Origin of the sequence: Melittangium boletus DSM 14713 (genome assembly GCF_002305855.1) — a bacterium.
Lineage (GTDB): Bacteria > Myxococcota > Myxococcia > Myxococcales > Myxococcaceae > Cystobacter > Cystobacter boletus.
Genome location: NZ_CP022163.1, coordinates 3,133,875 through 3,155,612 on the forward strand (window position 1 = coordinate 3,133,875; position 21,738 = coordinate 3,155,612).

General features: G+C 69.5%; 19 protein-coding genes. 9 read left to right on the forward strand and 10 right to left on the reverse strand.

All coding sequences use genetic code 11. The features are described from left to right. Positions 1-34 precede the first annotated feature (34 nt). Positions 35-601: a YqaA family protein gene (locus MEBOL_RS13075; RefSeq protein ID WP_095977747.1), complete on the forward strand. Its 567-nt coding sequence runs from the start codon at positions 35-37 to the stop codon at positions 599-601. 19 nt (positions 602-620) lie between these two features. Here MEBOL_RS13075 and espC read toward each other — a convergent pair whose 3' ends face one another. From espC to MEBOL_RS13100, 5 genes are all read right to left on the reverse strand, one after another. Continuing rightward, positions 621-2,981, reverse strand: coding sequence for a serine histidine kinase EspC (espC, locus tag MEBOL_RS13080; protein ID WP_095977748.1), 2,361 nt, complete (start codon positions 2,979-2,981; stop codon positions 621-623). A 195-nt stretch (positions 2,982-3,176) separates the two neighbouring features. After that, complete coding sequence (locus MEBOL_RS13085; protein ID WP_245919715.1) at positions 3,177-3,860, reverse strand: HAD family hydrolase; 684 nt, start codon at positions 3,858-3,860, stop codon at positions 3,177-3,179. Between the two features lie 97 nt (positions 3,861-3,957). Beyond that, complete coding sequence (locus MEBOL_RS13090) at positions 3,958-4,542, reverse strand: ExbD/TolR family protein (protein ID WP_095977749.1); 585 nt, start codon at positions 4,540-4,542, stop codon at positions 3,958-3,960. 12 nt (positions 4,543-4,554) lie between these two features. Then, positions 4,555-5,043 (reverse strand): ExbD/TolR family protein, encoded by a 489-nt coding sequence (locus MEBOL_RS13095; protein WP_095977750.1) that lies wholly within the window; start codon positions 5,041-5,043, stop codon positions 4,555-4,557. 72 nt (positions 5,044-5,115) lie between these two features. Continuing rightward, positions 5,116-5,859, reverse strand: a complete 744-nt coding sequence (locus MEBOL_RS13100; RefSeq protein WP_095977751.1) for a MotA/TolQ/ExbB proton channel family protein — start codon at positions 5,857-5,859, stop codon at positions 5,116-5,118. A 296-nt stretch (positions 5,860-6,155) separates the two neighbouring features. On the opposite strand from MEBOL_RS13100, the gene MEBOL_RS13105 reads away from it, so the two are divergent. Next, positions 6,156-6,968 (forward strand): cyclic di-GMP-binding domain-containing protein, MshE-related, encoded by an 813-nt coding sequence (locus MEBOL_RS13105; protein ID WP_095977752.1) that lies wholly within the window; start codon positions 6,156-6,158, stop codon positions 6,966-6,968. Positions 6,969-6,980: 12 nt separating this feature from the next. Here the strand turns inward: MEBOL_RS13105 and MEBOL_RS13110 are convergent, their stop codons facing one another. The 3 genes from MEBOL_RS13110 to MEBOL_RS13120 all read right to left on the reverse strand — a co-directional run bounded on the left by MEBOL_RS13110 (position 6,981) and on the right by MEBOL_RS13120 (position 11,379). After that, complete coding sequence (locus MEBOL_RS13110) at positions 6,981-8,900, reverse strand: GAF domain-containing sensor histidine kinase (RefSeq protein ID WP_095977753.1); 1,920 nt, start codon at positions 8,898-8,900, stop codon at positions 6,981-6,983. Next, positions 8,890-10,830: a PAS domain S-box protein gene (locus tag MEBOL_RS13115; protein WP_245919716.1), complete on the reverse strand. Its 1,941-nt coding sequence runs from the start codon at positions 10,828-10,830 to the stop codon at positions 8,890-8,892. The genes MEBOL_RS13110 and MEBOL_RS13115 overlap by 11 nt, the downstream gene beginning before the upstream one ends. Before the next feature lie 147 nt (positions 10,831-10,977). After that, positions 10,978-11,379, reverse strand: coding sequence for a hypothetical protein (locus MEBOL_RS13120; RefSeq protein WP_095977754.1), 402 nt, complete (start codon positions 11,377-11,379; stop codon positions 10,978-10,980). A gap of 148 nt (positions 11,380-11,527) precedes the next feature. Between MEBOL_RS13120 and MEBOL_RS13125 the strand changes: the two genes are divergently transcribed. Beyond that, complete coding sequence (locus MEBOL_RS13125) at positions 11,528-12,202, forward strand: dienelactone hydrolase family protein (protein ID WP_095977755.1); 675 nt, start codon at positions 11,528-11,530, stop codon at positions 12,200-12,202. Between the two features lie 23 nt (positions 12,203-12,225). Here MEBOL_RS13125 and MEBOL_RS13130 read toward each other — a convergent pair whose 3' ends face one another. Next, positions 12,226-12,579: a hypothetical protein gene (locus tag MEBOL_RS13130; RefSeq protein WP_157774924.1), complete on the reverse strand. Its 354-nt coding sequence runs from the start codon at positions 12,577-12,579 to the stop codon at positions 12,226-12,228. Positions 12,580-12,782: 203 nt separating this feature from the next. On the opposite strand from MEBOL_RS13130, the gene MEBOL_RS13135 reads away from it, so the two are divergent. The 3 genes from MEBOL_RS13135 to MEBOL_RS13145 all read left to right on the forward strand — a co-directional run bounded on the left by MEBOL_RS13135 (position 12,783) and on the right by MEBOL_RS13145 (position 15,930). Further along, positions 12,783-13,280 (forward strand): hypothetical protein, encoded by a 498-nt coding sequence (locus MEBOL_RS13135; protein ID WP_095977757.1) that lies wholly within the window; start codon positions 12,783-12,785, stop codon positions 13,278-13,280. Between the two features lie 77 nt (positions 13,281-13,357). Then, positions 13,358-14,536, forward strand: coding sequence for a metallophosphoesterase (locus MEBOL_RS13140; RefSeq protein WP_095977758.1), 1,179 nt, complete (start codon positions 13,358-13,360; stop codon positions 14,534-14,536). Beyond that, the gene (locus tag MEBOL_RS13145) at positions 14,533-15,930 is read left to right on the forward strand and encodes a DUF1444 domain-containing protein (RefSeq protein ID WP_095977759.1); all 1,398 of its coding nucleotides are present in this window, start codon (positions 14,533-14,535) and stop codon (positions 15,928-15,930) included. Before MEBOL_RS13140 ends, MEBOL_RS13145 begins: the two co-directional genes overlap by 4 nt. Before the next feature lie 6 nt (positions 15,931-15,936). Here MEBOL_RS13145 and MEBOL_RS13150 read toward each other — a convergent pair whose 3' ends face one another. Continuing rightward, entirely contained in the window at positions 15,937-17,286 is a 1,350-nt protein-coding gene (locus MEBOL_RS13150; protein ID WP_095982750.1) for a thioredoxin family protein, read from the reverse strand. An 87-nt stretch (positions 17,287-17,373) separates the two neighbouring features. Here MEBOL_RS13150 and MEBOL_RS13155 point away from each other — a divergent pair, with 87 nt between their 5' ends. The 3 genes from MEBOL_RS13155 to MEBOL_RS13165 are packed head-to-tail and all read left to right on the forward strand — an operon-like array spanning position 17,374 to position 21,716. After that, the gene (locus MEBOL_RS13155; RefSeq protein WP_170115496.1) at positions 17,374-19,068 is read left to right on the forward strand and encodes an ATP-binding protein; all 1,695 of its coding nucleotides are present in this window, start codon (positions 17,374-17,376) and stop codon (positions 19,066-19,068) included. A 7-nt stretch (positions 19,069-19,075) separates the two neighbouring features. Next, complete coding sequence (locus MEBOL_RS13160; RefSeq protein WP_095977761.1) at positions 19,076-20,440, forward strand: sigma-54-dependent transcriptional regulator; 1,365 nt, start codon at positions 19,076-19,078, stop codon at positions 20,438-20,440. 4 nt (positions 20,441-20,444) lie between these two features. Next, positions 20,445-21,716 carry a serine/threonine-protein kinase gene (locus MEBOL_RS13165; RefSeq protein WP_095977762.1) on the forward strand — a complete coding sequence of 424 codons (1,272 nt, stop codon included), beginning with the start codon at positions 20,445-20,447 and terminating at the stop codon, positions 21,714-21,716. Positions 21,717-21,738 lie beyond the last annotated feature (22 nt).

The window sequence follows — 21,738 nt, forward strand, 5'->3', positions numbered from 1 at the left end:
AAGTCCCGACTTTCCGCTAGGGTCCGCGCCCTCGATGAATCAACCCTCGCCCCTGGCCGCCCCGTCCGAGAAGCTCTCCTGGTACCGCAGGCTCTACCTGCGCGTGGAGGCGATGTCGTCCACCCGCTACGCCCTGGCCGCGCTGATCGGCGTGTCGATGATCGACGCCTCGGTGTTTCCCGTGCCGCCGTTCGTGCTGCTGGTGCCCATGGTGCTCGCCCAGCCGCGCAAGTGGTTCCCGTACGCGGTGGCGGGGACCGTGGCCAGCATCCTCGGGGGTTTCATCGGCTACTACCTGGGGACCCTCATCCACCAGGGCGCGCTCACCTTCCTGGACATCAACCTGGATGCGCGCATCGAGCGCTTCGGGGTGAACGCCACCGTGGGCGAGCTGCTGGGGCAGAACTTCTGGGTGCTCGCGCTCTTGTGCTCGGTGCTGCCCACGCCGTTCAAGGTCGTCGCCATCGGCAGTGGCATGGTGGACGTGCCGCTCGACCGCTTCTTCCTCGCCGCGGTGCTGGGCCGCTCGGCGCGCTTCCTCGCGGTGGCGGGCGTGATGCGCTTCTTCGGGCCCACCGCGCGCAAGTGGCTGCGCGTGTGAGCACCCGGCGCGGGGCGCCTCAGGCCGCCGACGAGGACGAGGTGGCCAGCTCCTCGTCGATGGTGGCCAGCAGCTCATCCGGCCGCACGGGCTTCTCCAGGATGCGGTTGCGCACCGAGCGCACGAAGTCGCACGTGGCCTGGGTGTAGGCGCCACCGGAGATGAACACGAGCCGCTCGAGGAGTTCCGGCGCGTGCGCGCGCAGGTGCGAGTAGACGTCCATCCCGGTCGTCCCCGGCATCTGCAAATCACACAGCACCAGATCGAAGCGCTGGCCCGCGCTCACCCAGGCCATGGCCTCGGCGCCCCGCGTGGTGACGACCACGTCGTGCGAGGGCTCGATGAGCATGCGCATCGACTGGGCCAGGCGCGGCTCGTCATCGATGATGAGGATGCGCCGGCGTGGCGGGGCCACGGGCACGAGGGAGGTGAGCCCGGGCGTCTTCGCCTCGGTGGAAGGCTCCGCGGCGGGCAGGACGAGCGTGAAGACGCTCCCCTTTCCCTGCTCGCTGCGCACCTGGAGCTCTCCTCCATGGGATTGGACGATCTGCTGGCAGATGGCCAGACCCAGGCCCGTGCCCTCACCCGAGGGCTTGGTGGTGAAGAAGGGCTCGAAGATGCGCTCGAGGACATGGGGAGCCATGCCGCAGCCGGTATCGGACACTTCCACCAGGGCCCGGCCCAGGGCATCGCTGCCGGTGCGCACGCGGACCTCGTGCTGTTCGGGGTTGCCCTCGGGGATGGATTGCAGGGCATTGACGAGCAGGTTGAGCAGGACCTGTCCGAGCCGGGCCTCGCAGCCCAACACCCGGGGAGGAGAGCCGAAGTCCTCCACCAACCGGGCCCGGGCACGGACCGCGTGGGCCGCCATGCGCAACGCGGGAACCACGACCTCATTGACGTTCAGCATCTCCCGCTCCTCCCCTTCCTGCCGACTGAAGACCTTCAGGTCACGCGCGATGACGCGGATGCGCTCGGCCCCCTCGCGCACATACTCCAGCCGGGCCCGAGCCTCCGCCACGTGCTCGGGACCCTTCTTTAGACTCCGCATGGCACCTTCCAGGTTCAGCAGCAAGTAGGCGAGCGGGTTGTTGATTTCGTGTCCCACGCCCGCCGCCAGGGTGCCCACCGCCGCGATGCGCTCCGCCGAGGCGAGCTGCGCCTGGAGCCGCTTCTGCGCGGTGAGGTCGCGGTGGGTGGACACGAGGAAGGTGCCCCGGCCGCCCGCGGCGCGCACGAACGACAGGTGCATCTCGGTGTACACGCGCGAGCCATCCCGGTGCGCCATCGCCACCTCTCCCTGGAAAGGCCGCCGCGAGCGCACGGCCTCTTGCAGGCGCTGGTGCGCCTCCGGCTCCAACGCATCGCCCCAGAGCGAGAAGGGAGAGTGGCCCAGCAGCTCCTCCCGCCGCCAGCCGCCCATCTCCAGGAAGGCCGCGTTGGCGAACACCAGCCGCGGAGCCTCACCCGGGAACTGCTCGCAGACGAGTACGCCCTCCTGCACGCCCCGCAGGGCGGTGGTGAGCACTTCCAACTGGGTGCTGGACATCCCCCGCTCGGCGCGCGCCGCCATCAGCAGCAGTCCGGTGAAGGCGACGATGACGAGGAAGAGCCGAGGCTTCAGCACCCCCCCCGCCTCCATCGCGCTCGCGAGCACCGGGGCGGGCCCCGAGATGCCGCTCCACAGGGACACCCCCACCAGGAGCAGAACGCAATACGCGGCCGTCCGGGAGCCGAAACGCCACGCCGCCCACGCCCCCATCGGCAACAGGAGCAATACCTGCGCGGAGACGCGCGCGAGCGTCCAGTTCCCGGAGAACAACGGCCCCAGGCAGAGGCCGAAGGTGAGCAGCGTGAGCACCAGCGCCTCGCGCCCACGCGGTTCCGGCCGGTGTTGGGAACACCACATCAACGCGGACCCCACCACCAGCACGCCCAGCGCATTGCCCAACCACCACCCCCACGCCGTCAGCGCCACGGAGTCCCAGGACCCACCGCCACTGAGCGTCAGCCCCAGCACCCCCGCCAGGACGCTCGCCAACGTTCCCGTGGCCGCGGTCAAGGTGAGGACCAGCACGTCCTGGATGCGCGTCAGCTCGGGCGAGAAACCCAGACGCCGCAACAGCCACACGCCCAGGACCGCTTCCAGGGTGTTGCCCGCGGCGATGGCCAGCGCCGCCGCGGGCGACAGGGAGGCGGGCAGCAGGTGTACGACCAACGAGGCCACGAAGATGGCGGGCCAGCGCGACAGGCCAAGGCGGTAGAGCCCCGCGAGGGCCACGCCCGCGGACGACCAGACCGGGCTCGCCGTGCCCACGAGCGCCGCGTGCGTCAAACCCAACCAGGTGGACGCCAGGTACACGATCGCCAACGCGAGCACCTCGGCGAGTTCTCCCGGGCCAGACGCGGATGGACGGTCGAGGCGCTGTGGTTGCGTCTGAATGGCGGAGTCCCCCCTGCACAACACGCCAGCAATGACGCTCGCGTGGTGCGCAGATGTTAACCGGCCCGACGCGCACGGGAAAACGTCCCACTTGAATTCCTGTTCACCTACCCAACACAGGGGCGAGCGGCCTCAGGAAGAAGCGGCCCCCGCGCGCGGCGCCGGCACGAGGGCCCGGAGCAATTCCTCCGAGGTGCGGGCGATCACCTGGGCCCCGTGGGACTCGAGTTCGTCCACGTCCCGGAAGCCCCAGGTGACGCCCACCGCGTACATGCCCGAGGCCCGCGCGGTCTCCACATCCACCGCCGTGTCTCCGATGAAGGCGCATTCACCGGGCGCCACGCCCAGCTCCGCCGCCACGGCGAGCGCCGCCGTGGGATCGGGCTTGCGCGGTACGCCCGCGCGCTCTCCGTAGACCGCGACGAAGGGCACCTGGGGCAGCAGCGCCGCCACCAACTTGCGCGTGGCCGCGTCGGGCTTGTTGCTGAGAACCGCCAGCTTCACCCCCTCGGCCTCCAACCGGGCGAGCACCTCGGGGATGCCGGGGAAGGGCCGGGTGTGATCGAACATGTGCTCGGCGTAGAAGGCGCGGTAGGTGGCGAGCACGGACGCGTGCATCTCCTCACGGCCCGGAGGCAGGGCCCGGGACACGAGCACCTGGACGCCCTCGCCCACGAAGTGGCGGTAGGCCGGAAGCGGATGGAGCGGCAGACCGTGCGTGGAGAGCGCGTGGTTGAGCGCCGCGCCGATGTCGTGCAGCGAGTCCAACAACGTTCCATCCAGGTCGAAGATCACGGCACGCGGAGACAGGGTCATATCCCCCGCAAACACCAACGCCCCGGCCCGGACAAGTCCGAGGCACGGGGCGCGGTGACTTTTTCCGGGCATTGCGGCCCGGAGCGGGCAGGCGGCCTTACGGGGTAGCGGCCGCGGTGGACTCGCCCGGAGCGCCGGCTTCGCCCTTCTGCAGGGTGGCGAAGTTGATGTTGTTGTAGCCCGCGCTGGCGCAGCTGAACATCACGCGCTTGATGATGGCGAACTCCACTTCCTTGTGGGCCTGGATGTTCACGTCGCCCTTGAAGGCGTTCGTGTTGCCATCGGCCATGGCATGGAGATCCTCGAACTGCTTCTTCATGTCCCGCAACTTCTCCTCCAGCGCGGGGATGTTGAGGTACTCCTCCTTGACCAGGTCCTGAACGCGGCCCACGACGTTGCCGGAGATGGAGACCTCTTCCCCGGACACCATCACCACCGGGTTCATCTCCACTTCCTTGACGTTGACCGCCTCGGGCAGCTGGATGTCCTTGGTCATCATCAGCACCTCGCCCGTCGCCGAGAAGTTGGCGATGAGGAAGAGCACGATGATGACGAACATGTCGACCAGCGGCGTGATGAGCACGTCCGCGTTGCCGCTCTTGTGTCCGTGCGTGCCGTGGCCGAACACCTTCGAGTGTTGCAGCCGCTTGCAGTAGCGCTTTCCGGGAGCCTTGATGGCCATGTGTCCGCCTTCCTAAACGCCCACGACGGCGGACACGGAGACCTGGGGCAGGCCCGCGCCGATGCATTGATCGATGATGCGCACCAGGTCCTCGTAATGGACCTTGTCCTCGGTCTGCAGCGTGATGGCCGACTGATCCGGGAACTGCGCCTTGAGCTCCTTGAAGCGCAGGAGCAACGGCGCCAGGTCCAGCTTGCCGTTGGCCCCACGCTTGGCCTCGATGGCCGGGAACTCACTCTGGTCCGCCACGAGCTTGAGCTCCGTGGGCGTCACGAACAGGGTGAGCAGGACCGTCTTGGTCTGCTCTTCCTGTTTCTGTTCCTCGTCGGTGGCGGGGCCTCCGGCCTGCGACACCTGGAGACGGCCGATCTGCGTCCAGACCGCCGTCATGATGAGGAAGCTGATGGTCACCGCCATCAGGTCGATAAAGGGGGTGAGGTTGATGGCAACGTCGAGCGACTTCTTGCCTTTGCCTCCCCCCAGGTCCATTCCGCCGGCCATGGGGCTCTCCTTTCAAGGGGGCGCGCTGGCACTGACAACGCGCCCCTTGTTCCGGTTCTCGTGAGGGGAGGACTACTCTTCGTCCCGGCCCGCCGACACCGCGACGGTGGCGTTCTTGAACTTGTCGCGGTTGTTGACGATCAGGTTGAGCACCGCGACGCTCGTCTCGTTGATGTCGTTCACGATGGACGTGGCGCGGCCGGAGAGGATGGAGAAGGCGACCACGGCGGGGATGGCCGTGAGCAGCCCGAAGCCCGTGCAGTTCATGGCTTCCGAGATGCCGTTGGCGAGAATGGTCGCCTTGTCGGCCGGGTTCACGTTCGCCACCGCCTCGAAGCAGGCGATCAGACCGGACACCGTACCGAGCAGACCGGCGAGCATCGCCGCGTTGCCGAGCATGGCCAGGTAGCCCGTGCGCGCCTCGATGCGGGGCGTCTCGCGCAGGCTGGCCTCGTCGAGCGCCGCCTGGACCTCCTCCTCGCCCTTGGGCACGTTCATCAGGCCCGCCTTGATGACCTCCGTGAGGGGGGTCTTCTTCTGGCCGGCCACGTAGTTGATGGCCTTGTCCAGGTCACCCGCGTAGATGTGCTTCTTGAGCCCGCGCAGGAACGCGTCCTTGTTGATGGACGCCTTGCCGAAGAGCACGATGCCGCGCTCGATCATGATGGCCAGCGCGAACACCAGGCAGACCGCGATGGGGTACATACCCCACTGACCTGCCTCCCAGCGCTTGGCTACCTCCTCGAAAAACGAGCGCTCCGCACCGTGGCCGGTGTTGGCGAGGATGGTCAGATTCGTCACGAAACCCAGGTTCATCGCTTATGGCCTCCAAAAAGGGGCGGACCCGGCATGGCGGGCCTTCACCATCCGGGCAGCGCCCGTGCGGACTTCCGCACAGGTCCCTGGCCGGTATTGGCATTCATGGACGCCGGACTTTAAGAACGGGTCTGTAATAGTGTCAAGGCACGGCCTGCCCCCTTAGTTGCTGAAATCTCACGGGAATTTTGCGATTGGACTCTGGTCGCACGGCAGGTCGGATGGCGGACGGACACGATTTGACGCGCTGGGTCGCGGGCTTGACGCGGCGTCAAAGGTAGGACTAAGGGCGCCCCATGGCCCGAAAGCGGATCGGCGAATTGCTCCTGGAGAGGGGGGCGATCAGCGAGGCCCAGTTGGAAGCGGCGCTCCACGCCCAGCAGCGCACCCGGCAGCGGCTGGGCGCGACGCTGGTGTCCCTGGGTGCCATCACCGAGAAGACGCTGGCCCACGCGCTGAGCGAGGCCCTGGGCGTGCCGGTGATGGACCTGGCGAATCGTCCTCCGGACTGGGGCGCCATCCACCTGGTGCGCGCGCGCTTCTGTGAGCAGCATGACCTGTTCCCCGTGGCCCTGGAGAACACCGGTGGGCGCAAGCTGCTGGTGGTGGCCATGGCGGACCCGCTCGACACCGCGGCCGTCCAGGAGATGGAGTTCACCACCGGACTCAAGGTGAACGCCCGCGTGGCGCCCCTGTCGGCCGTGCGCGCCGCCATCCAGCGCTACTACCACCGTCCCGCGCCCACCCCGTCCGCACTCGCCCCCGCGCCCGCGGCGGCCATCCCCGAGGCGGATGCCGACGACGTGGAGGAGATCATCGTCGGCGAGGAGCTGCCACCCGGAGAGATGACGCGCCGCGTCTCGCTCGAACAGCTCATCCAGGAGCGCGAGAAGAAGCAGCGGCTCAAGCGCGGTCAGACCCGGCCCACCTCGGGAGATGTCAGCGCGGAGCTCGACTCGCTGTTCGGAGACGCCCGGGCGCCCACGCCGTTGGACCCGGTGGAGGAGCTGGAGCGCAAGTTCTGGGCCCTCATGCGCATCATGGCGCGCAAGGGCCTGCTCACCAACGAGGAGTTCACCCGCGAGTTGGACGACGAGTCCGAGCGCTGACGGCCCCGGCGCTCACTCCGCGAGAGGCAGGCGCACCGTGAAGGTGGTGCCCTTGCCCACTTCGCTCTCCACGCCGAGCTGCCCGCCGTGCTTCTCCACGATGCGCTGCACGATGGACAGGCCCAGGCCCGTGCCCCGCCCCTCCGTCTTCGTGGTGAAGAAGGGCTCGAAGATGCGCGACAGGTTCTCCGGATCGATGCCGCTGCCCGTGTCCGTCACCCACACCACGGCCTCGCGGCCCTCGCAGCGGGTGCGCAGGGACACCTGCCCCCCGGGCTTCATCGCGTGGCAGGCATTGGTGATGAGGTTGACGAACACCTGCTCCAGGTTGGCGGGCACTCCGGACAGGGGCGGCACCTCGCCATAGTCGCGCGCCACCGACACCTTCGCCTGCGACACCACGTGCTCGCAGAAGCCCAGCGACTTGTCCAACAGCGCGTCGAGCCGCACCCGCTCCGGCTTGTTCTTCGACGGCCGCGCATAGGACGTCAGGTCGCGCGTGAAGCGCAGGATGCGTTGGCCGTTCTCCAATATCTTCCGCAGCTTCTCCGCGTCCGAGTTGCCCGTGCTCCCCATCGGCACCATGCGCTGGAGCATGGCGTCCGCGTACGTCACCACCGCCGTCATGGGGTTGTTGATTTCATGGGCCACGCTCGCCGCGAGCTGCCCCAACGAGGCCAGCTTCTCCGCGTGGATGATGCGCTGCTCGAGCTGCGCCACCACCGTGACGTCCTGGCCAATCGCCATGACGCCCTCCACCTCGCCCTGGGAGGTGAGCGTCGTGGACGTGGCGAACGACACCCGGGCCTCGCCCGTGCGCGTGCGCAGCCGCAGCTCGAAGTTGGGCACCTGCTCGCCCCGGAGCGCCGCCCAGAGCACGGGCGCCATGCGCAGGTGCTCGTCCCGGTGCACCACCCAGCCCACGTCCTTGCCCAGCACCTCTTCCTTGCTGAAGCCCGTGAGGCGGCTGATGGCCTGGTTGAAGACCACGATCTTCCCCTCGCGGTTGGACACCACGATGAGGGCGTTGGCCTTCTCCAGCAGGTCCTCCAGGTACTTGCGCACGAACGTCAGCTCGTCGATGAGCTTCGCGTTCTTCACCGCCACCGCCACCTGGTTGGCGAGTTGCACCAGCACCCGCTCGTCCTGGAAGTAGTTCGCCTCCGTCTTCCGGGGGATCGGGTACTCCAGGTTGATGGCGCCGTAGAGCTGTCCACTCGCCACCAGCGGCGCGCTCACCCCATCCACGCTGCCCTCGAAGAGCAGCGGCACCCGGGGCGCCACCACCACCCGGCCCGCGGGCAGGCTGTCCACCGACAGGTGCAGCTTCTCCGCCGCGCTACGCTTGAGGACCAGGGGCTCGCGCGAGTCTTCCTTCAGACGCCCCTCGGCGTAGAGGCTGGTGAGCACGCCGGTGCGCGCGTCGGTGATGCGGATGCAGAAGGTGCGCCCCGGAAACAGCTCCTTCACCCCGCGCGCCACCGCCGCCACCAATTCCTCCTCGCTGCCCGCCTCCGCCACGCTGCGGCTGAGGTCCAGCAGCACGCCCTCGGTGCGCGCCTGCTCGAGCAGCGCCTGCTCCACCACCACCAACTGGCCGCGCATGTTCTCCGACTCGCGCCGCCCCACCACCGAGACGCAATCGCCCCGCCGGGACAGCTCCACCACCGCCACACCGCCCTGCGGCAGCTCCACCTCCACCTCGCACGAGGCCCAGTCGTCGGGCACCCGCATCCGCCCGAGCCCTTCCATCATCTGGCCCACCGTGAGGCCATGATCGAAGCAGAAGCGCGTGAAGGCGGGGTTGTTCACCCGCAGACGCAGCTGCAGATCACAGAGCGCCGAGGGCAGCTCCATCAAGTCGAAGAAGGCCCGGAAGTCCTCGGCGGAAGGCTCCTCGGAGGTGGTCAATCGGCGCGACTCAGTCGTCATGGGAGCTGGCCTTGTCGAGGTCCAGGATTTGCTGCGTGCCCACGTAGGCCTTCGTCTCGAACCGGGTGATGCGGCCAATCTTGCGCACGATCTCCGCCATGCGCTCGGCCTCGCGGTAGATGATGTCCACTGGCTTGTAGGAGACGTCGTCCTCGCGCAGCTTGCGCTTGAGCAGTTCCGCGTAGCCCATCACCGAGGTGAGGGGCTGGTTGAGTTCGTGGGCGGCGGTGCCCGCCAGGGCGACGATGACGGCGCTCTTCTCGCTCTCCTCCAGGCGCGTCTCCACGTCCGACAGCTTGCGCTCCAGCTCCATGCGATCGCGCAGGTCCGTGAAGATGCCCACGCTGGCCACCTCGCGGCCGCCCTCGTGGACGATGGAGGCCGTCATGTTCACCGGCACGCGCTGGCCCGCCTTGTGGATGACTTCCTGACGGCACACGCCCAGCCGGCCACGCCCGCCAAAGTCCGGACTCCGCAACTGGCGCATGATGTGGCGTGAGACCCCCTCCGGGTAGAGATGGTCCACGTGCAGTCCGCCCAGGGCCTGCGGGGCGCTGTAACCAAACAGGGCCTCGGCCCCCTTGTTGAAGAGGATGATGCGGCCCTGCATGTCCGCGGCGACGATGGCGTCCACCGAGGAATCGATGAGCCGCTCGAGGAAGTCCTTGGTGTGGCGCAGCTCATCCGCGAGATGGCGCGCCTGGGTGACATCCCGGAAGGACAGGATGATGGCGCGGAGTCCGTCCTCCAGCGGAGCCGCCGAGAAGCTCAGCGTGAGGCGCTGGCCCCTGGACGTGCGCACCATCAGGTCCACGTCCGAGCGCGAGTCGCCATTCCGGGCCGCCGTGACGAGCTCCATCAACACCGTCTCGTCCACCGGCTGGGTGATGTCCACCAGGTGCTGGCCGTTGGCGGCTTCCGACGTCGTCTCCAGGATGGACTCGCCCGAGGGATTGAGGCTGAGCACGCACGCCCGGTCGTCGAGGATGGCCACGCCCTCGCGCAGGTTGGCGAAGAAGAGGTGGTACGTCTCCAGCGACGCGGCCTTGGCCTCGGCGGCGATGCGCGCCGAGATCTCCCGCTCGTTCTGCCCCCGCACCAGTTGCAGGAGCGAGGCGTTGCGCAGGGCCACCGCCGTGGCGTGCGCCACCGTGTGCAGGAAGTCGATTTCATGCGCCGCGAAGGTGCGGCGATCACTTCCCGTGGCGCGCAGGAGCAGCACCCCGCGCACCTCGCCCGCGATGTGCAGCGGCAGGGCCACCAGCGTGTGGATGCCCCGCGCGGCCATCTCGCTCTGCACCCCCTCCAGCAGCGGATGGTGCGAGGCGTCCTCCACGATGATGGGCCGGCCCGTGCGCGCCGCCTCGCGCACCTCCGGGTAGCGATCCAGCTCGATGCGCGTGTCCTGGGGACCCGAGGTGTCGCTGGCGGCCACCACCCGGCCGCTGTCCGCCTCCTGGTCCAGCATCACCAGCGCCGCCCGGTTGATGCCCAGTTGCTCGGCGAGCCGGCGGGTGACGTCGTGCAGGAGCGCCTCCACGTCCAGGCGCTCGGCGTAATCCGCGGTGAGCTCCACCAGCAGCGACAGATCCTGCTGCCGGCGTCGCAGCTCCTGGCGCTTGTGGTGACGCTCCGTGACGCGGCGCAGGCGCCAGACGAGCTCACAGGAGCGGAGGCCACCGGTCATCACCTCCGCGGGATGCAGGGACTCCAGGAGGGAGAAGATGGGCTCGGAGGGCTCCACCACCACGAGCAGCGAAAGCACGGCGCCAGCGGACGTGGCCATCAACGCGGTGAGCGCGGCGTGTCCCTCGGCGTGGGTGAGGTCCACCATGGCGATGGACGCCTGCTCCAGCGCCTCCACCACCCGGAGGTCCGCTCGCGCCGCCGCGGACAGAAGCGGCTCGCGCGCGGCCGAAGCCGCGGGCACCAGGAGAATACCAAGGGAAGGCTCTAGGGCGGACACGGCGCCGACTCTAACCCGGCTCCAGGCCCAGGGGCAGTTGTGCACCTCTCCAGAAACGCGAAACGCCCCGGCCCGAGAGCCGAGGCGTTCCTTCCACCACTCCTCTACCGATCAACCCCGGCCGTAGGAGCCACGGGGGAAGGCGACCCACACCCACTCCTGCTGGGTCTCGGTGTAACCCGGCACCCAGCGCCGCTCGTAGTGGCCCGGCTCGCAGCGCTGCGCGGCGCGGCGGCGGACGGGCTCGCAGCGCTCGGCCACCCAGACCCGCTCGTAGCGGCCCGGCACCTGCTTCTGGACCGTGCGCAGCTCGTAGCGGCCATCACGGCGCGAGGTGTTCGGGCGCGGAGGGGTCGCGTTGTGCCAGGAGCCACCGGAGGGCGCACGGGCGATGGTCACCGGGGATGCATCGTGCCGCGCCGCCACCCGCGCGGTGTCATCGGCCTGAGCGGCCACGGGGATGAAGAGCAGAGCGGAAAAAGCCAGTGCGAAGAAACCAGTCTTGAGCGCCATCGTCGTGTCCTCCCAATCGTTCTTGTTCCATCTGACGGAGCCCTCCCCAATCCATTCAATCCCCAACGCGAAATCCCGCGGCCCCCCTCTTCCAAGCTCCGGGCGCTGTAGGGTCCACCCCCTGGAACGAACGACCAGGAGCGGACACATGACGGGACAGGCGAAGCTGACCACGGCGAATGGAACGCAACTCCAGGGCTACTTGAAGGAGGCCGAGGGCGGCACGAGCAAGGGCGCCGTGGTGGTCATCCACGAGTGGTGGGGACTCACGGACCAGGTGCGCGGCGTGGCGGACCGGCTGGCGCGCGAGGGCTTCTCGGTGTTCGCGCCGGATCTCTACCGGGGCAAGGTGACGAAGAACGCCGACGAGGCCGGGAAGTTGATGGGCGCCCTGGACATGAAGCAGGCCGTCCAGGACATCACCCAGGCGGCCGAGGCCCTGCGCCAGCGCTCGCCGGGCACCCAGGTCGCGGTGCTGGGCTTCTGCATGGGAGGAGCCCTGACGCTGGCGGCCGCCGCGAAGGACAAGCACCTCGCCGCCGCCGTGCCCTTCTACGGCATTCCGCCCGAGCAGGTCGCGGACGTGAAGCACATCCACTGCCCCGTGCTCGGACACTTCGCGACCCACGACGAGTGGTGCTCGCCCGAGCGCGTGAAGGCCCTGGAGCACACCCTCAAGGCCGCGCACGTGCCCGCGCAATTCCACCACTACGACGCGGATCACGCCTTCTGCAACGAACAGCGGCCCGAGGTGTACTCACCCGAGAACGCCGAGCTGGCCTGGAAGCGCTCCGTGGAATTCCTCCACGCGAAGCTGGGCTGACTCACGTCACCCGGAGGCCGGGCTCAGTCCTGCTTCACCACCTCGAAGGCGTAGCCCTTCGCGTCCGAGGGAGGAATCACCTCCACCAGCGGATTCTCCGTGAGCAGCTCCGCCGTCACCGGCAGCTTCACGAGCCCCTGGGCATCACTCGTGGTGGCGAAGCGGCCCCGGCTGGTGCCGAGATACACCTTCGCGCCCACCAGCGGCCGGTTCGTCCCGGGCTCCACCATGCGCAGGGTCACGTCTTCATGGCCACGCGCCTGCGCCGGCTTCAGGACGCTGACGTCCGGCGGCAGGACCTGCCGGTAATACGGGCGCAGCGCACAAGCGGACAGCAATCCGGCGGACAGCACGGCGAGGGACATCCAACGACGCATGGGACACTCCATCCAGGCAGGCGGGGGCACGAGGGAGGCGCAGCATAGCGACCAGCAAGAGGCCGCCAAGTGCCCTCATGCCCCCCTGGATGCCCAGCCTTCAACAAGGCCCGCCTCCCTGCCTCGCCCAAGAGGTGGCCCCATCTTCAGCGGCATCAGGTTCCACGTGGGGGAATTCCACCCCCAGTCCGGGAGGACACCGCATGCCCGATACCCTCGAACCCCAGAACGGTCCGCTGTCGGTCCAACGCGAGGTCATCATCACGCCTCCCGACGCGCCCCTGCCCAACGCCCGCTTCACCTACGTGGACGACTCTCCCGTGGTGGTGCGCTCCGGTGAATTCCAGATCGATCACCGCGGAGTCGTCATCGGCGCGTTCACCATGGTGCTCGTCAGCTTCCTCACCTTCTGGATGCCGCTGTTCGGCCCCCTGATGGCGGGCGCCTTCGGCGGGTTCTTCGCCAAGCGCTGGGGACGTGCCTTCGCCGCGGCGGCGTTCGCCTCGGTGGCGGTGCCCTTCCTGTTGGTCGTCCTCAATGGCTTCACCAAGACGGGCAACCTGGGCTTCCTCCTCGGCCTTACCTTCTGGCAATGGACGATCGCTCACGCCGTCTGCATGTTCATCGGCGCGGCCTCGGGCGTGTTCTCGGTTCCCCGCTCGGAGCGCGGCCTGCTCGAGCGCGAAATCGCCACGGAGTAGGCCTTCCCAAGGAAAACGTCCGACCCCCGCCCGGGATGAACGCCGCGAGCGCTCCCGGGCGGGCTTAAGATGCGCGCGTGAGTACTCCCCGCATCGAGGCAGCCCTCCGAATCGCCGCCGACGCCGCCCACCGGAACCCCTTCTCCACGCCTTCCGATGGACGTCCGCGCACCCGCCGATTCGCCATTGGAGATCCCCAGGCGGACATCACCCGCTTCCTGGCCATCCTGGACCGCCATGGGCTGCTCGCCCCGGACGGGCGGTTGAAGCCCGAGGTCCAGCTCATCTCCGTGGGCGACCACTTCGACTGGGGCAAGGCCATCGAGCGCGACGCCGTGGCCACGAGTTCCGTGCGGCTGCTCGCCTGGATGGCGGCGCATCCCGCGGATCAGCTCATCCCCCTGCTCGGCAACCATGACCTGAGCCGCGTGGGGGAGCTGGCCGGGTTCACCGACGCGCGCTTCGCCACGATCCAGGCGGAGGCGGATCGGCTCTACCGGGGAGACGCCACCGACGAGGCCCAGGAACGCGACTTCCTCGCGCGCTACCCGGAAGTGCCCAACGTCGAACTCATCTCGCGGGATTTCGGCACCTTCCGCGAGGTGCAACGTGAGTGGGTGAAGAGCCTGCTGCTCACCGGTCGCTTCCGGGTGGCCCATGCCCCGGCGGAACATCTGCTCGTCCTGCACGCGGGCGTCACCCGGGAGGATCTGCTCGCGGTGGGCCTGCCGGACGCCCTTCACGCCCAGGCCTCCACCGTGGCGGAAACGCTCAACCGGGCCCTCGACGAGGCCCTGAATGCCTGGGACGGACGGGGACCCTTCTCCATCCCCTCGCTCTACCAGCCCGGCAATGCCCGATACGGCGAGGGACGGGGCATCTTCTATCAGCGCCCCAGCTTGCTCCCCGAAGAAGCCGCCCTGCGCGCGCTCACCCCACGCCGCCGCTTCGATCCGCGCCGGCTCCCGCCCGGCCTCACCCAGGTGGTGGGCCACACGCGCGACAAACGCTGCCGGGAACTGCTCGCCCTGCCCCCCGACTCTCATGACGGCGTGCTGCGCCACCTCGTCACCGATGGCTCCTCCCTCGACTACCGGCTCGGACCGCCCCCCCACACCGGTCCAGGCGAAGCGGTGCTCATCTTCACCGACGGCGGCATGCGCGAATCCCCACTGGAGCTGTTCGAACTGCTCGACCTCGACACCGGCTTCGCGGCACGGCCCGTGGAAGACGCTCACATGGGAGGACGGGAATGACGGCGTTACTGCCTCGGGTGTGGGCGCTCGTGGGCGCGCTCGCCTTGAGCGGATGCGCGAGTCCCTCGCGAGCCGTGAAGGAAACGCCCACGCCCGAACAGGTGGAACAGGCCCGGCGCGCCGAGGCCCAGCTGGCCGAGCATGTCGAGGAGCAGGCGCCTCCCTCGGACGACGAGGCCACCCAACGGCGAAGTGAATTCGTCCAGCGCGCCCTCGCGGCCCTGCGCGAGGCGGGCGAGCAGCGCGACATCCGCTACGACGAGGAGAACTTCCTGTTCGAGATCGGAGATCAGGACAAGAGCACGTTGCTCCTGTCCGACTTCTTCGACGAATACCTCGATGCCTCCTCACCGGACGAGCGGCAGGACGTGCTCCGGCGGCTCGCGCACGTGCGCTTCAACCCCGCGGTTCCGGAGTCGTTCTCCGTGGCCCGGCCCAAGCTGGTGCCCGTGGTGCGCGGACGCGCCTTCTTCGAGAAGATGTGGCTGCTGATGGGCAGGAGCGATCCCCGCCAGGCCCCCGTGTCCTTCAAGGTCCTGGGCGGCTTTCTCGCCGTGGGTCTGGCGCTGGATGGCTCGGACACCCTGCGCTACCTCGGGCCGGAGGAGCTGGGCCGCTGGGGCGTGTCCTTCAGCCAGGCGCTCTCCGTCGCCGAGGAGAACCTGCGCCAGCGCAGCGCCGACCCCCTCGAACCACTCGCCCCCGGTACCTGCCAGTCGTCCTGGGATGACACCCACGCGGCGTCCCGGCTGATTCTCGAGGAGGTGATCCGCCGCTGTCCGGTGAAGGGCACACCCGTGGTGCTCGCCCCCCACCGGGATCTGCTGCTCATCACCGGCTCCGAGGACGAGGACGGCCTGCGGCGGGTGGGCGAGCTCGCGCTGCGAGCCGTGCTGACCCCTCGCTCGCTGGATGGACGCGCGCTGCGGCTGACGCCCGGAGGATGGGTGCCCTTCATGCCCGAACGGCTCAGCGAGGCCTGGGCGGACTTCCGCAAGCTGCAACTCTTCACCCAGGCGCGCGACTACGACGAGCAGCTGCAACGGCTCGAGAAGCACTACCAGCGCAAGGGCGAGGATTACTTCGTGGCCGCCTTCACGCCCTACCAGGACGAGCGCGGACGCAGCATCAGCTACGCCGTCTGGCAGAAGGGCCTCACGACGCTGCTGCCTCGCTCCGAGGTCATCTTCTTCATGGACCCGGCGCGCGGCGAGCGGGGTCCGCCCGTGGGCATCGCGCGCTGGGAAGAGGTGGCGAAGGCGGCGGGCGATCTGCTCGTGCGGGTCCCGGGCATCTACCCCGAGCGCTACCTCGCCCGGGGCTTTCCGTCGGAGGAACAGCTCTCCGGGTGGCAGAACGACCCCGGCGACCTGTTCGAGGAGGGCGAGCCGTGAGGCGCCTCACGCCTTCTTGAGCTCCGCGAGCTTCTTCTCGAGACGTTCCACCGCGGCCGGAGAGGCCTGCGCCGAGGAGAGGGACTTCGCGTAGGCGATGGCCTCCTCCAGCGTGCGGATCGCCGCATCACGCTCGCCCCGGGCGAGTTGGATGTCCGCGCGCTCCGACAAGACGCGCAACCGCCGTCCGCCCTGGACCTTCTCCAGCGCCCGGGTGCTCGCGGCCAGCGCGTCGTCGAGGCGGCCCAGTTGCCGGTACAGGTTGGCCAGGCGCGCGGGTGGGTTGTAGTCGCCGGGCAAGTCCTTCTCGCTCTGCTCGAGCGCTGGCACCGCCCGCATCGGCTCCCCCAACACCAGGGCCGCCAACATGCGGTGCGAGTCGAACACGGTACGCGCCTCGGGCGTGGGCGCCCGCGCGGCCTCGGCGTCCAGGAACGTCAGCCACTGCCCGGCGAGCGCCTTCGCGCCGGGCTCGTCTCCCGATTGCTTCCGGGCCTCGACCAGCAGCTCGTACACACCCGAGCGATCATCCGCCGGCATGGTGATGTCCGGCGAGAGCGCCTGACGGCCCTTCTCCTCCAGCGCGGCCAGCAATTCCTTCGCGCCGGGCGTCTCCGCGGGCACCCGCAGTCCACACAGCAGGCCCAGGCCCGCCGCGTTCGCCCACGAGGCGGAGGGCGGCACCTTGGGGAGCTCCGCCAGGGCCGTGCGCGCGCAAGCCTCGTGGCGCTTCGCCCCGTATTGCGCGACGAGCAGCGACTCGAGGGCGCGGCTGCGGCGGGACCAATCGGCGGGAGCCTCGGCGAGCGCCTGGGAGAGGATATCCGCGGCCTCGGCCGACTTGCCCTCGCCATAGAGCGCGTCTCCCCGGGCCAGCAAGGCCTCGGGCCCCTGGCCTTCGCCCCGGTACGCGCGCTCTCCGTCCTCGAAGAGCTTCTCCAGTTGAGACACGGTGGCGCTGCCCGCGAAGCGCACCAGCGCCTTCTCCTCCCTCGGGTCGAGGATGAAGAAGGTGGGCCAGCTCTCCACCGGGTACTTCTCCAGGAAGTCGGCGTTGCGCGGCTGGTCCGTGTCCACCTCCAGCCATACGAAGCGGCCCGCGTGCTTCGCGAGCGCCGCATCCGTGAAGACGTAGGCCTTCATCGAGCGGCAGGTGTGACACCACGGCGCCCACGTGTCGACGAAGAGCGGCAACCCCCTGGCCTTGGCCTCGGCGAGGGCACGCGCGTAGTCATTCTCGATGAACGGCAGGGGGGCCGGGGCATGCGCGGCGGACGGCTCGGAGACAGCCGGGCTTCGCGTCGCGGCACAACCCCACAATCCCACGATCAGGAGACTGGAGAGGGGCAATCGCATGGGTCCGGCACCCTACTCCGGGAACGAGCGAGGGAGGAAGCGCACCGGCTCCGTCGCTCCCGGGTGCGCTATGGTGGCATCTCCCTCATGAGCCCCGCGGAAAGCACCCGACTCCAGGTCCTTCGCCGGTACGCGGCGCTCGACAATCCCACCGAGCAGGAATTCGACGACCTCGCCGCGCTGGCGGGCACGCTCTGCCAGGCGCCCATCGCCCTGGTGAGCCGCGTCGAGCAGGATCAACAACGGCTGCTGGCCTGCATCGGGGGTCTCACGCCGGAGCAGCGGGGCGCCTCGCTCGCCTTCTGTGAGCAGACGCTGCTGAGCGGTCAGGAACTCTTCGTGCTGCGGGATGCGCGGCAGGAGCCGTTCCTCGCCACCCTTCCGCTCGTGCAGGATGCGCCTGGAGTCCGGGCATGCTTCGGCGTGCCCCTCTTCGACGCGGAGGGCACGGCCCTGGGCGCCCTGTGTGTCCTGCTGAACGAGGTGCGCGTTCCCACCGCGTTGCAAGAGCAGGCGCTGCGCACGCTCGGGCGGCAGGTGGTGGCGCAGATCGAGCTGCGGCGGCGGGTGGCGGCGGCGGCGCGCTCGTCCCTGGAGCGGGATCAGGAGCGCCAGGAGATGCTGGACGCGCTCATCCAACAGACGGGTGATGGCGTGCTGGTGGTGGACACCCAGGGTCGGCCCCAGTTGCTCAATCCGGCGGCACGCGAGCAGTTCGGCATCACCGAGGAGGAAGGCGCGCTCCTGTTGATGAAGCCCGACGCCTGGCTCGGCCTGGAGACCCAGAAGCCCATGGAGCGGCGCTACCGGCCCCTGGAGCGGGCCCTGCGCGGCGAGGTGGTGCGCGGCATCGGCTGGGGCGTGCGACACGCCCATGGCGCCATGCGGGTGCTCACGGGGACGGCCTCGCCCCTGAGCCGGGCGGACGGCTCGCGCTGGGGCGCGGTGCTCATCACCCGCGACGAGACCGAGCGCATGCGCGCCGACCTGGCATTGCGCGCCCTGGCGGAATCGCTCCAGGAGGCCAACCAGAAGTTGGGCTCGGAGATGGCCGCGCGCGTGGCGGCGCTGGAGCAGCTGCGGCACGCGGACCGGCTCAACACCGTGGGCAAGCTCGGCAGCGGCATCGCACACGAGCTGGGCACGCCCATGGCCGTCATCTCCGGCCACGCGGCGATGATCGCCGACGCGGAGGTGGAGGGCGAGGCGGCGCGCCAGAGCGCTCGCACCATCCGCCTGCAGGCCGAGCGCATGGCGAGCATCATCCGCCAGCTCCTGGACTTCGCCCGGCGCCGGCAGCCCGAGAAGAGCGAGGTGGACTTGAGGGCGGTGCTCAAGCAGGTGCTCGCGCTGCTGGCCCCCTTGAGCGTCCGGAGGATGCAGCGGCTCGAGTGGGTGGAGCCGCCCGAGCCCGTGCGCGCCCAGGTGGACCCGGGCCAGTTGCAGCAAGCGTTGACGAACCTGGTGGTCAACGCGCTGCACGCCTCGCCGGAGAAGGGGCTCGTCACCGTCCGGCTCTCCACCACCGAGGCCACCCAGCGGGGTCCGCCGCCCTCCGCGTGCGCCTGCGCCCTCATCGAGGTCATCGACCGGGGCAGCGGCATCGACCCGGCGAACCTGCAGAAGATCTTCGAGCCCTTCTTCACCACCAAGCCCGTGGGCGAGGGCACCGGGCTGGGCCTGCCCGTGTCGCTGGAGATCGTCCGCGAGCACGGGGGCTGGCTGGACGTGCGCAGCACCCCCGGCGAAGGCACCCATTTCAGTCTCTTCCTCCCCCTGTGAAGGACACATGAGCGGACGAGTCCTCCTTGTCGACGACGACCCGAGCATGGTGGAGCTGCTGCAGGCACGCCTCACCCGCCGCGGCTTCACCGTCACCTCGCTGACGGATCCCCACGCGGCCCTGCCCCTGGTGCGGCAGGAGCCCTTCGACGTGGTGCTCACGGACCTGAACATGCAGGGCCTGAGTGGCACGGAGCTGTGCGAGCGCGTGGTGGCCAACCTGCCAGACCTGCCCGTGGTGGTGGTGACGGCGTTTGGCAGCATGGAGACGGCCGTGGCCGCCATCCGCGCGGGCGCGTATGACTTCATCACCAAGCCGGTGGAGATGGACGCACTCGTGCACACGCTCACCCGGGCCGTGCAGCACCACCAGCTCAAGGGCGAGGTGGTGCGGCTGACGAAGGTGGTGGCCGAATCCCAGCGCCTGGGAGGACTGCTCGGCTCCAGTCCGTCCATGAACAAGGTGTACGAGCTGATCACGCGCGTGGCGGACTCGGACGCCACCGTCATCATCCACGGCGAGAGCGGCACGGGGAAGGAGCTGGTGGCGCGGGCGCTGCACGACAAGAGCCGGCGCGCCTCGGGGCCCTTCGTGGCCGTCAACTGCGCGGCCATGCCCGAGGCCCTTTTGGAGAGCGAGCTGTTCGGCCACGCCAAGGGCGCCTTCACCGATGCCAAGGCGGCGCGCTCGGGACTCTTCGCGCAGGCGCATGGTGGCACGCTCCTGCTCGACGAGGTGGGCGAGATGCCCCTCGGTCTGCAGCCCAAGCTGCTGCGCGCGCTGCAGGAGCGCCGGGCGCGCCCGGTGGGCGGGGACCACGAGGTGGCCTTCGACGTGCGCGTGGTGGCCGCCACGCACCGGGACCTCGAGGGCATGGTGGAGGAGAACCGCTTCCGCGAGGACCTCTTCTACCGGCTCAACGTGGTGCAGATGGAGTTGCCGCCCCTGCGCGCCCGGGGCGGGGACTGCCTGCTGCTCGCCCAGCACTTCATCGAGCACTTCGCCGCGCGCGCCAACAAGCGGGTGACGGGCCTCAACGAGGCCGTGGCCGAACGGTTGATGAGCTACGGCTGGCCCGGCAACGTGCGCGAGTTGCGCAACTGCATCGAGCGCGCGGTGGCCGTCACCCTCACCGAGCGCCTGACCGTGGACGACCTGCCAGAGAAGATCCGCGCCTGGCGCGCCTCGCACGTGGTGGTGGCCAGTGGAGATCCCTCGGAGTTCACCACGCTGGAGGAAGTGGAGCGCCGCTACATCCTGCGCGTCCTCGAGGAAGTGAAGGGCAACAAGTCCCTCGCCGCGCAGGTGCTGGGCCTGGACCGCAAGACGCTCTACCGCAAGCTCGACCGGTTCAAGGCCGGGGGAGACTAGGCGGATGGCGCGCCAGAAGGATCCGTGGATCGGACGAGTGGTGGCCGGGCGCTACCAGGTGACGGGGACGCTCGGCCAGGGCGGCATGGGGACGGTGTACGAGGCCGAGCAACTGGGCCTCGGACGCATCGTGGCGCTCAAGGTGCTGCACCCCCACGTCGCCCAGACACCGGGCGCCGCGGCCCGCTTCCAGCGCGAGGGGATGTGGATGGCCCGGTTCAAGCACCCGGGCGCGGTCCACGTCTTCGACCACGGCCAGGAGGGTGAGGACTTCTACCTCGCGATGGAGCGCGTGGAGGGCTTTCCCCTGAACGAGATCCTGGACTCCTACGGCCTGCTGGAGGTGAAGACCGCCGTGGAGCTGGCCGCGCGAGTGCTGGAAGTGCTGGACGCCGCGCATGGCGTGGGCCTGGTGCACCGCGACCTCAAGCCCTCCAACGTGATGATGGTGGGGGATGCGTCCGCGCCCCGGGTGAAGGTGCTCGACTTCGGCCTCGCCGCGCTCGTCCACGAGGAGAAATCCTCCCGGCTGACGGAGAAGGGACAGGTGCTGGGCACCCCCGCGTACATGTCTCCCGAGAGCTGCCGGGGCGAGCCCGTCGACTCGCGCGCGGACCTGTACTCCGTGGGCTGTCTGCTGCACGAACTGCTCGTGGGCCGGCCTCCGTTCGGGGACTCACCCGAGGTGGAAGTGATGAGCGGCCATCTCTACCGGCCTCCGCCCCCGGTGCGCCAGCTCATGCCCGAGCGAGGCATCCCCGAAGCGGTGGAGGCGCTGGTGCTCGCGAGCCTCGCCAAGGCGAAGACGCAGCGTCCAGCGAGCGCGCGGGAACTGGCGGCCCGGCTGCGCGAGGCCCTGACGGAGACCAAGCGGGAGCCGACCACGTCCGGACCCGGAGGACCCGCGCCCACGGCGGCATCCCGGCCCGTGGCCGTCATCGAGCCGGATGGCACGGCGCCCGCGCATGGCGTCAGCACCGCGCTGGCGGTGGCGGGCTATCAGGTGCTCCCCCGCCGCGAACAGGACTCCCTGGAGGGCATGGGCGCGCTGGTGGTGGTGCCTCGCGGCACGCATGCCCTGGAAGAGGCCCTGGCGCTGGCGAGCACCCTGGCCCAGCGGCCCCATGCGCCCCCCGTGCTGCTGTGCGGCGGCGGCGAGGACTTCACGGTGGTGTCTCGCGCCATCGCCAGCGGCGTGTACGACTACGTGCCCCTGCCCCTGGATCCCACGGACCTGGTGCGCAAGGTGGGCCGGGCCCTGCGCTCGCGTCGCTGAGAGCGGCTTTCCGTAGGCATCC

Bases quoted from the DNA above. Each gene is read 5' to 3' on its own strand.
- MEBOL_RS13090 (WP_095977749.1), bottom strand. From the start codon at position 4,542: ATGGCCATCAAGGCTCCCGGAAAGCGCTACTGCAAGCGGCTGCAACAC.
- MEBOL_RS13110 (WP_095977753.1), bottom strand. From the start codon at position 8,900: ATGACGACTGAGTCGCGCCGATTGACCACCTCCGAGGAGCCTTCCGCC.
- MEBOL_RS13075 (WP_095977747.1), top strand. From the start codon at position 35: ATGAATCAACCCTCGCCCCTGGCCGCCCCGTCCGAGAAGCTCTCCTGG.
- MEBOL_RS13125 (WP_095977755.1), top strand. From the start codon at position 11,528: ATGACGGGACAGGCGAAGCTGACCACGGCGAATGGAACGCAACTCCAG.
- MEBOL_RS13135 (WP_095977757.1), top strand. From the start codon at position 12,783: ATGCCCGATACCCTCGAACCCCAGAACGGTCCGCTGTCGGTCCAACGC.
- MEBOL_RS13160 (WP_095977761.1), top strand. From the start codon at position 19,076: ATGAGCGGACGAGTCCTCCTTGTCGACGACGACCCGAGCATGGTGGAG.
- MEBOL_RS13155 (WP_170115496.1), top strand. From the start codon at position 17,374: ATGAGCCCCGCGGAAAGCACCCGACTCCAGGTCCTTCGCCGGTACGCG.
- MEBOL_RS13145 (WP_095977759.1), top strand. From the start codon at position 14,533: ATGACGGCGTTACTGCCTCGGGTGTGGGCGCTCGTGGGCGCGCTCGCC.
- MEBOL_RS13130 (WP_157774924.1), bottom strand. From the start codon at position 12,579: ATGCGTCGTTGGATGTCCCTCGCCGTGCTGTCCGCCGGATTGCTGTCC.
- MEBOL_RS13165 (WP_095977762.1), top strand. From the start codon at position 20,445: ATGGCGCGCCAGAAGGATCCGTGGATCGGACGAGTGGTGGCCGGGCGC.
- MEBOL_RS13085 (WP_245919715.1), bottom strand. From the start codon at position 3,860: ATGACCCTGTCTCCGCGTGCCGTGATCTTCGACCTGGATGGAACGTTG.
- MEBOL_RS13150 (WP_095982750.1), bottom strand. From the start codon at position 17,286: ATGCGATTGCCCCTCTCCAGTCTCCTGATCGTGGGATTGTGGGGTTGT.
- MEBOL_RS13120 (WP_095977754.1), bottom strand. From the start codon at position 11,379: ATGGCGCTCAAGACTGGTTTCTTCGCACTGGCTTTTTCCGCTCTGCTC.
- MEBOL_RS13105 (WP_095977752.1), top strand. From the start codon at position 6,156: ATGGCCCGAAAGCGGATCGGCGAATTGCTCCTGGAGAGGGGGGCGATC.
- MEBOL_RS13095 (WP_095977750.1), bottom strand. From the start codon at position 5,043: ATGGCCGGCGGAATGGACCTGGGGGGAGGCAAAGGCAAGAAGTCGCTC.
- MEBOL_RS13100 (WP_095977751.1), bottom strand. From the start codon at position 5,859: ATGAACCTGGGTTTCGTGACGAATCTGACCATCCTCGCCAACACCGGC.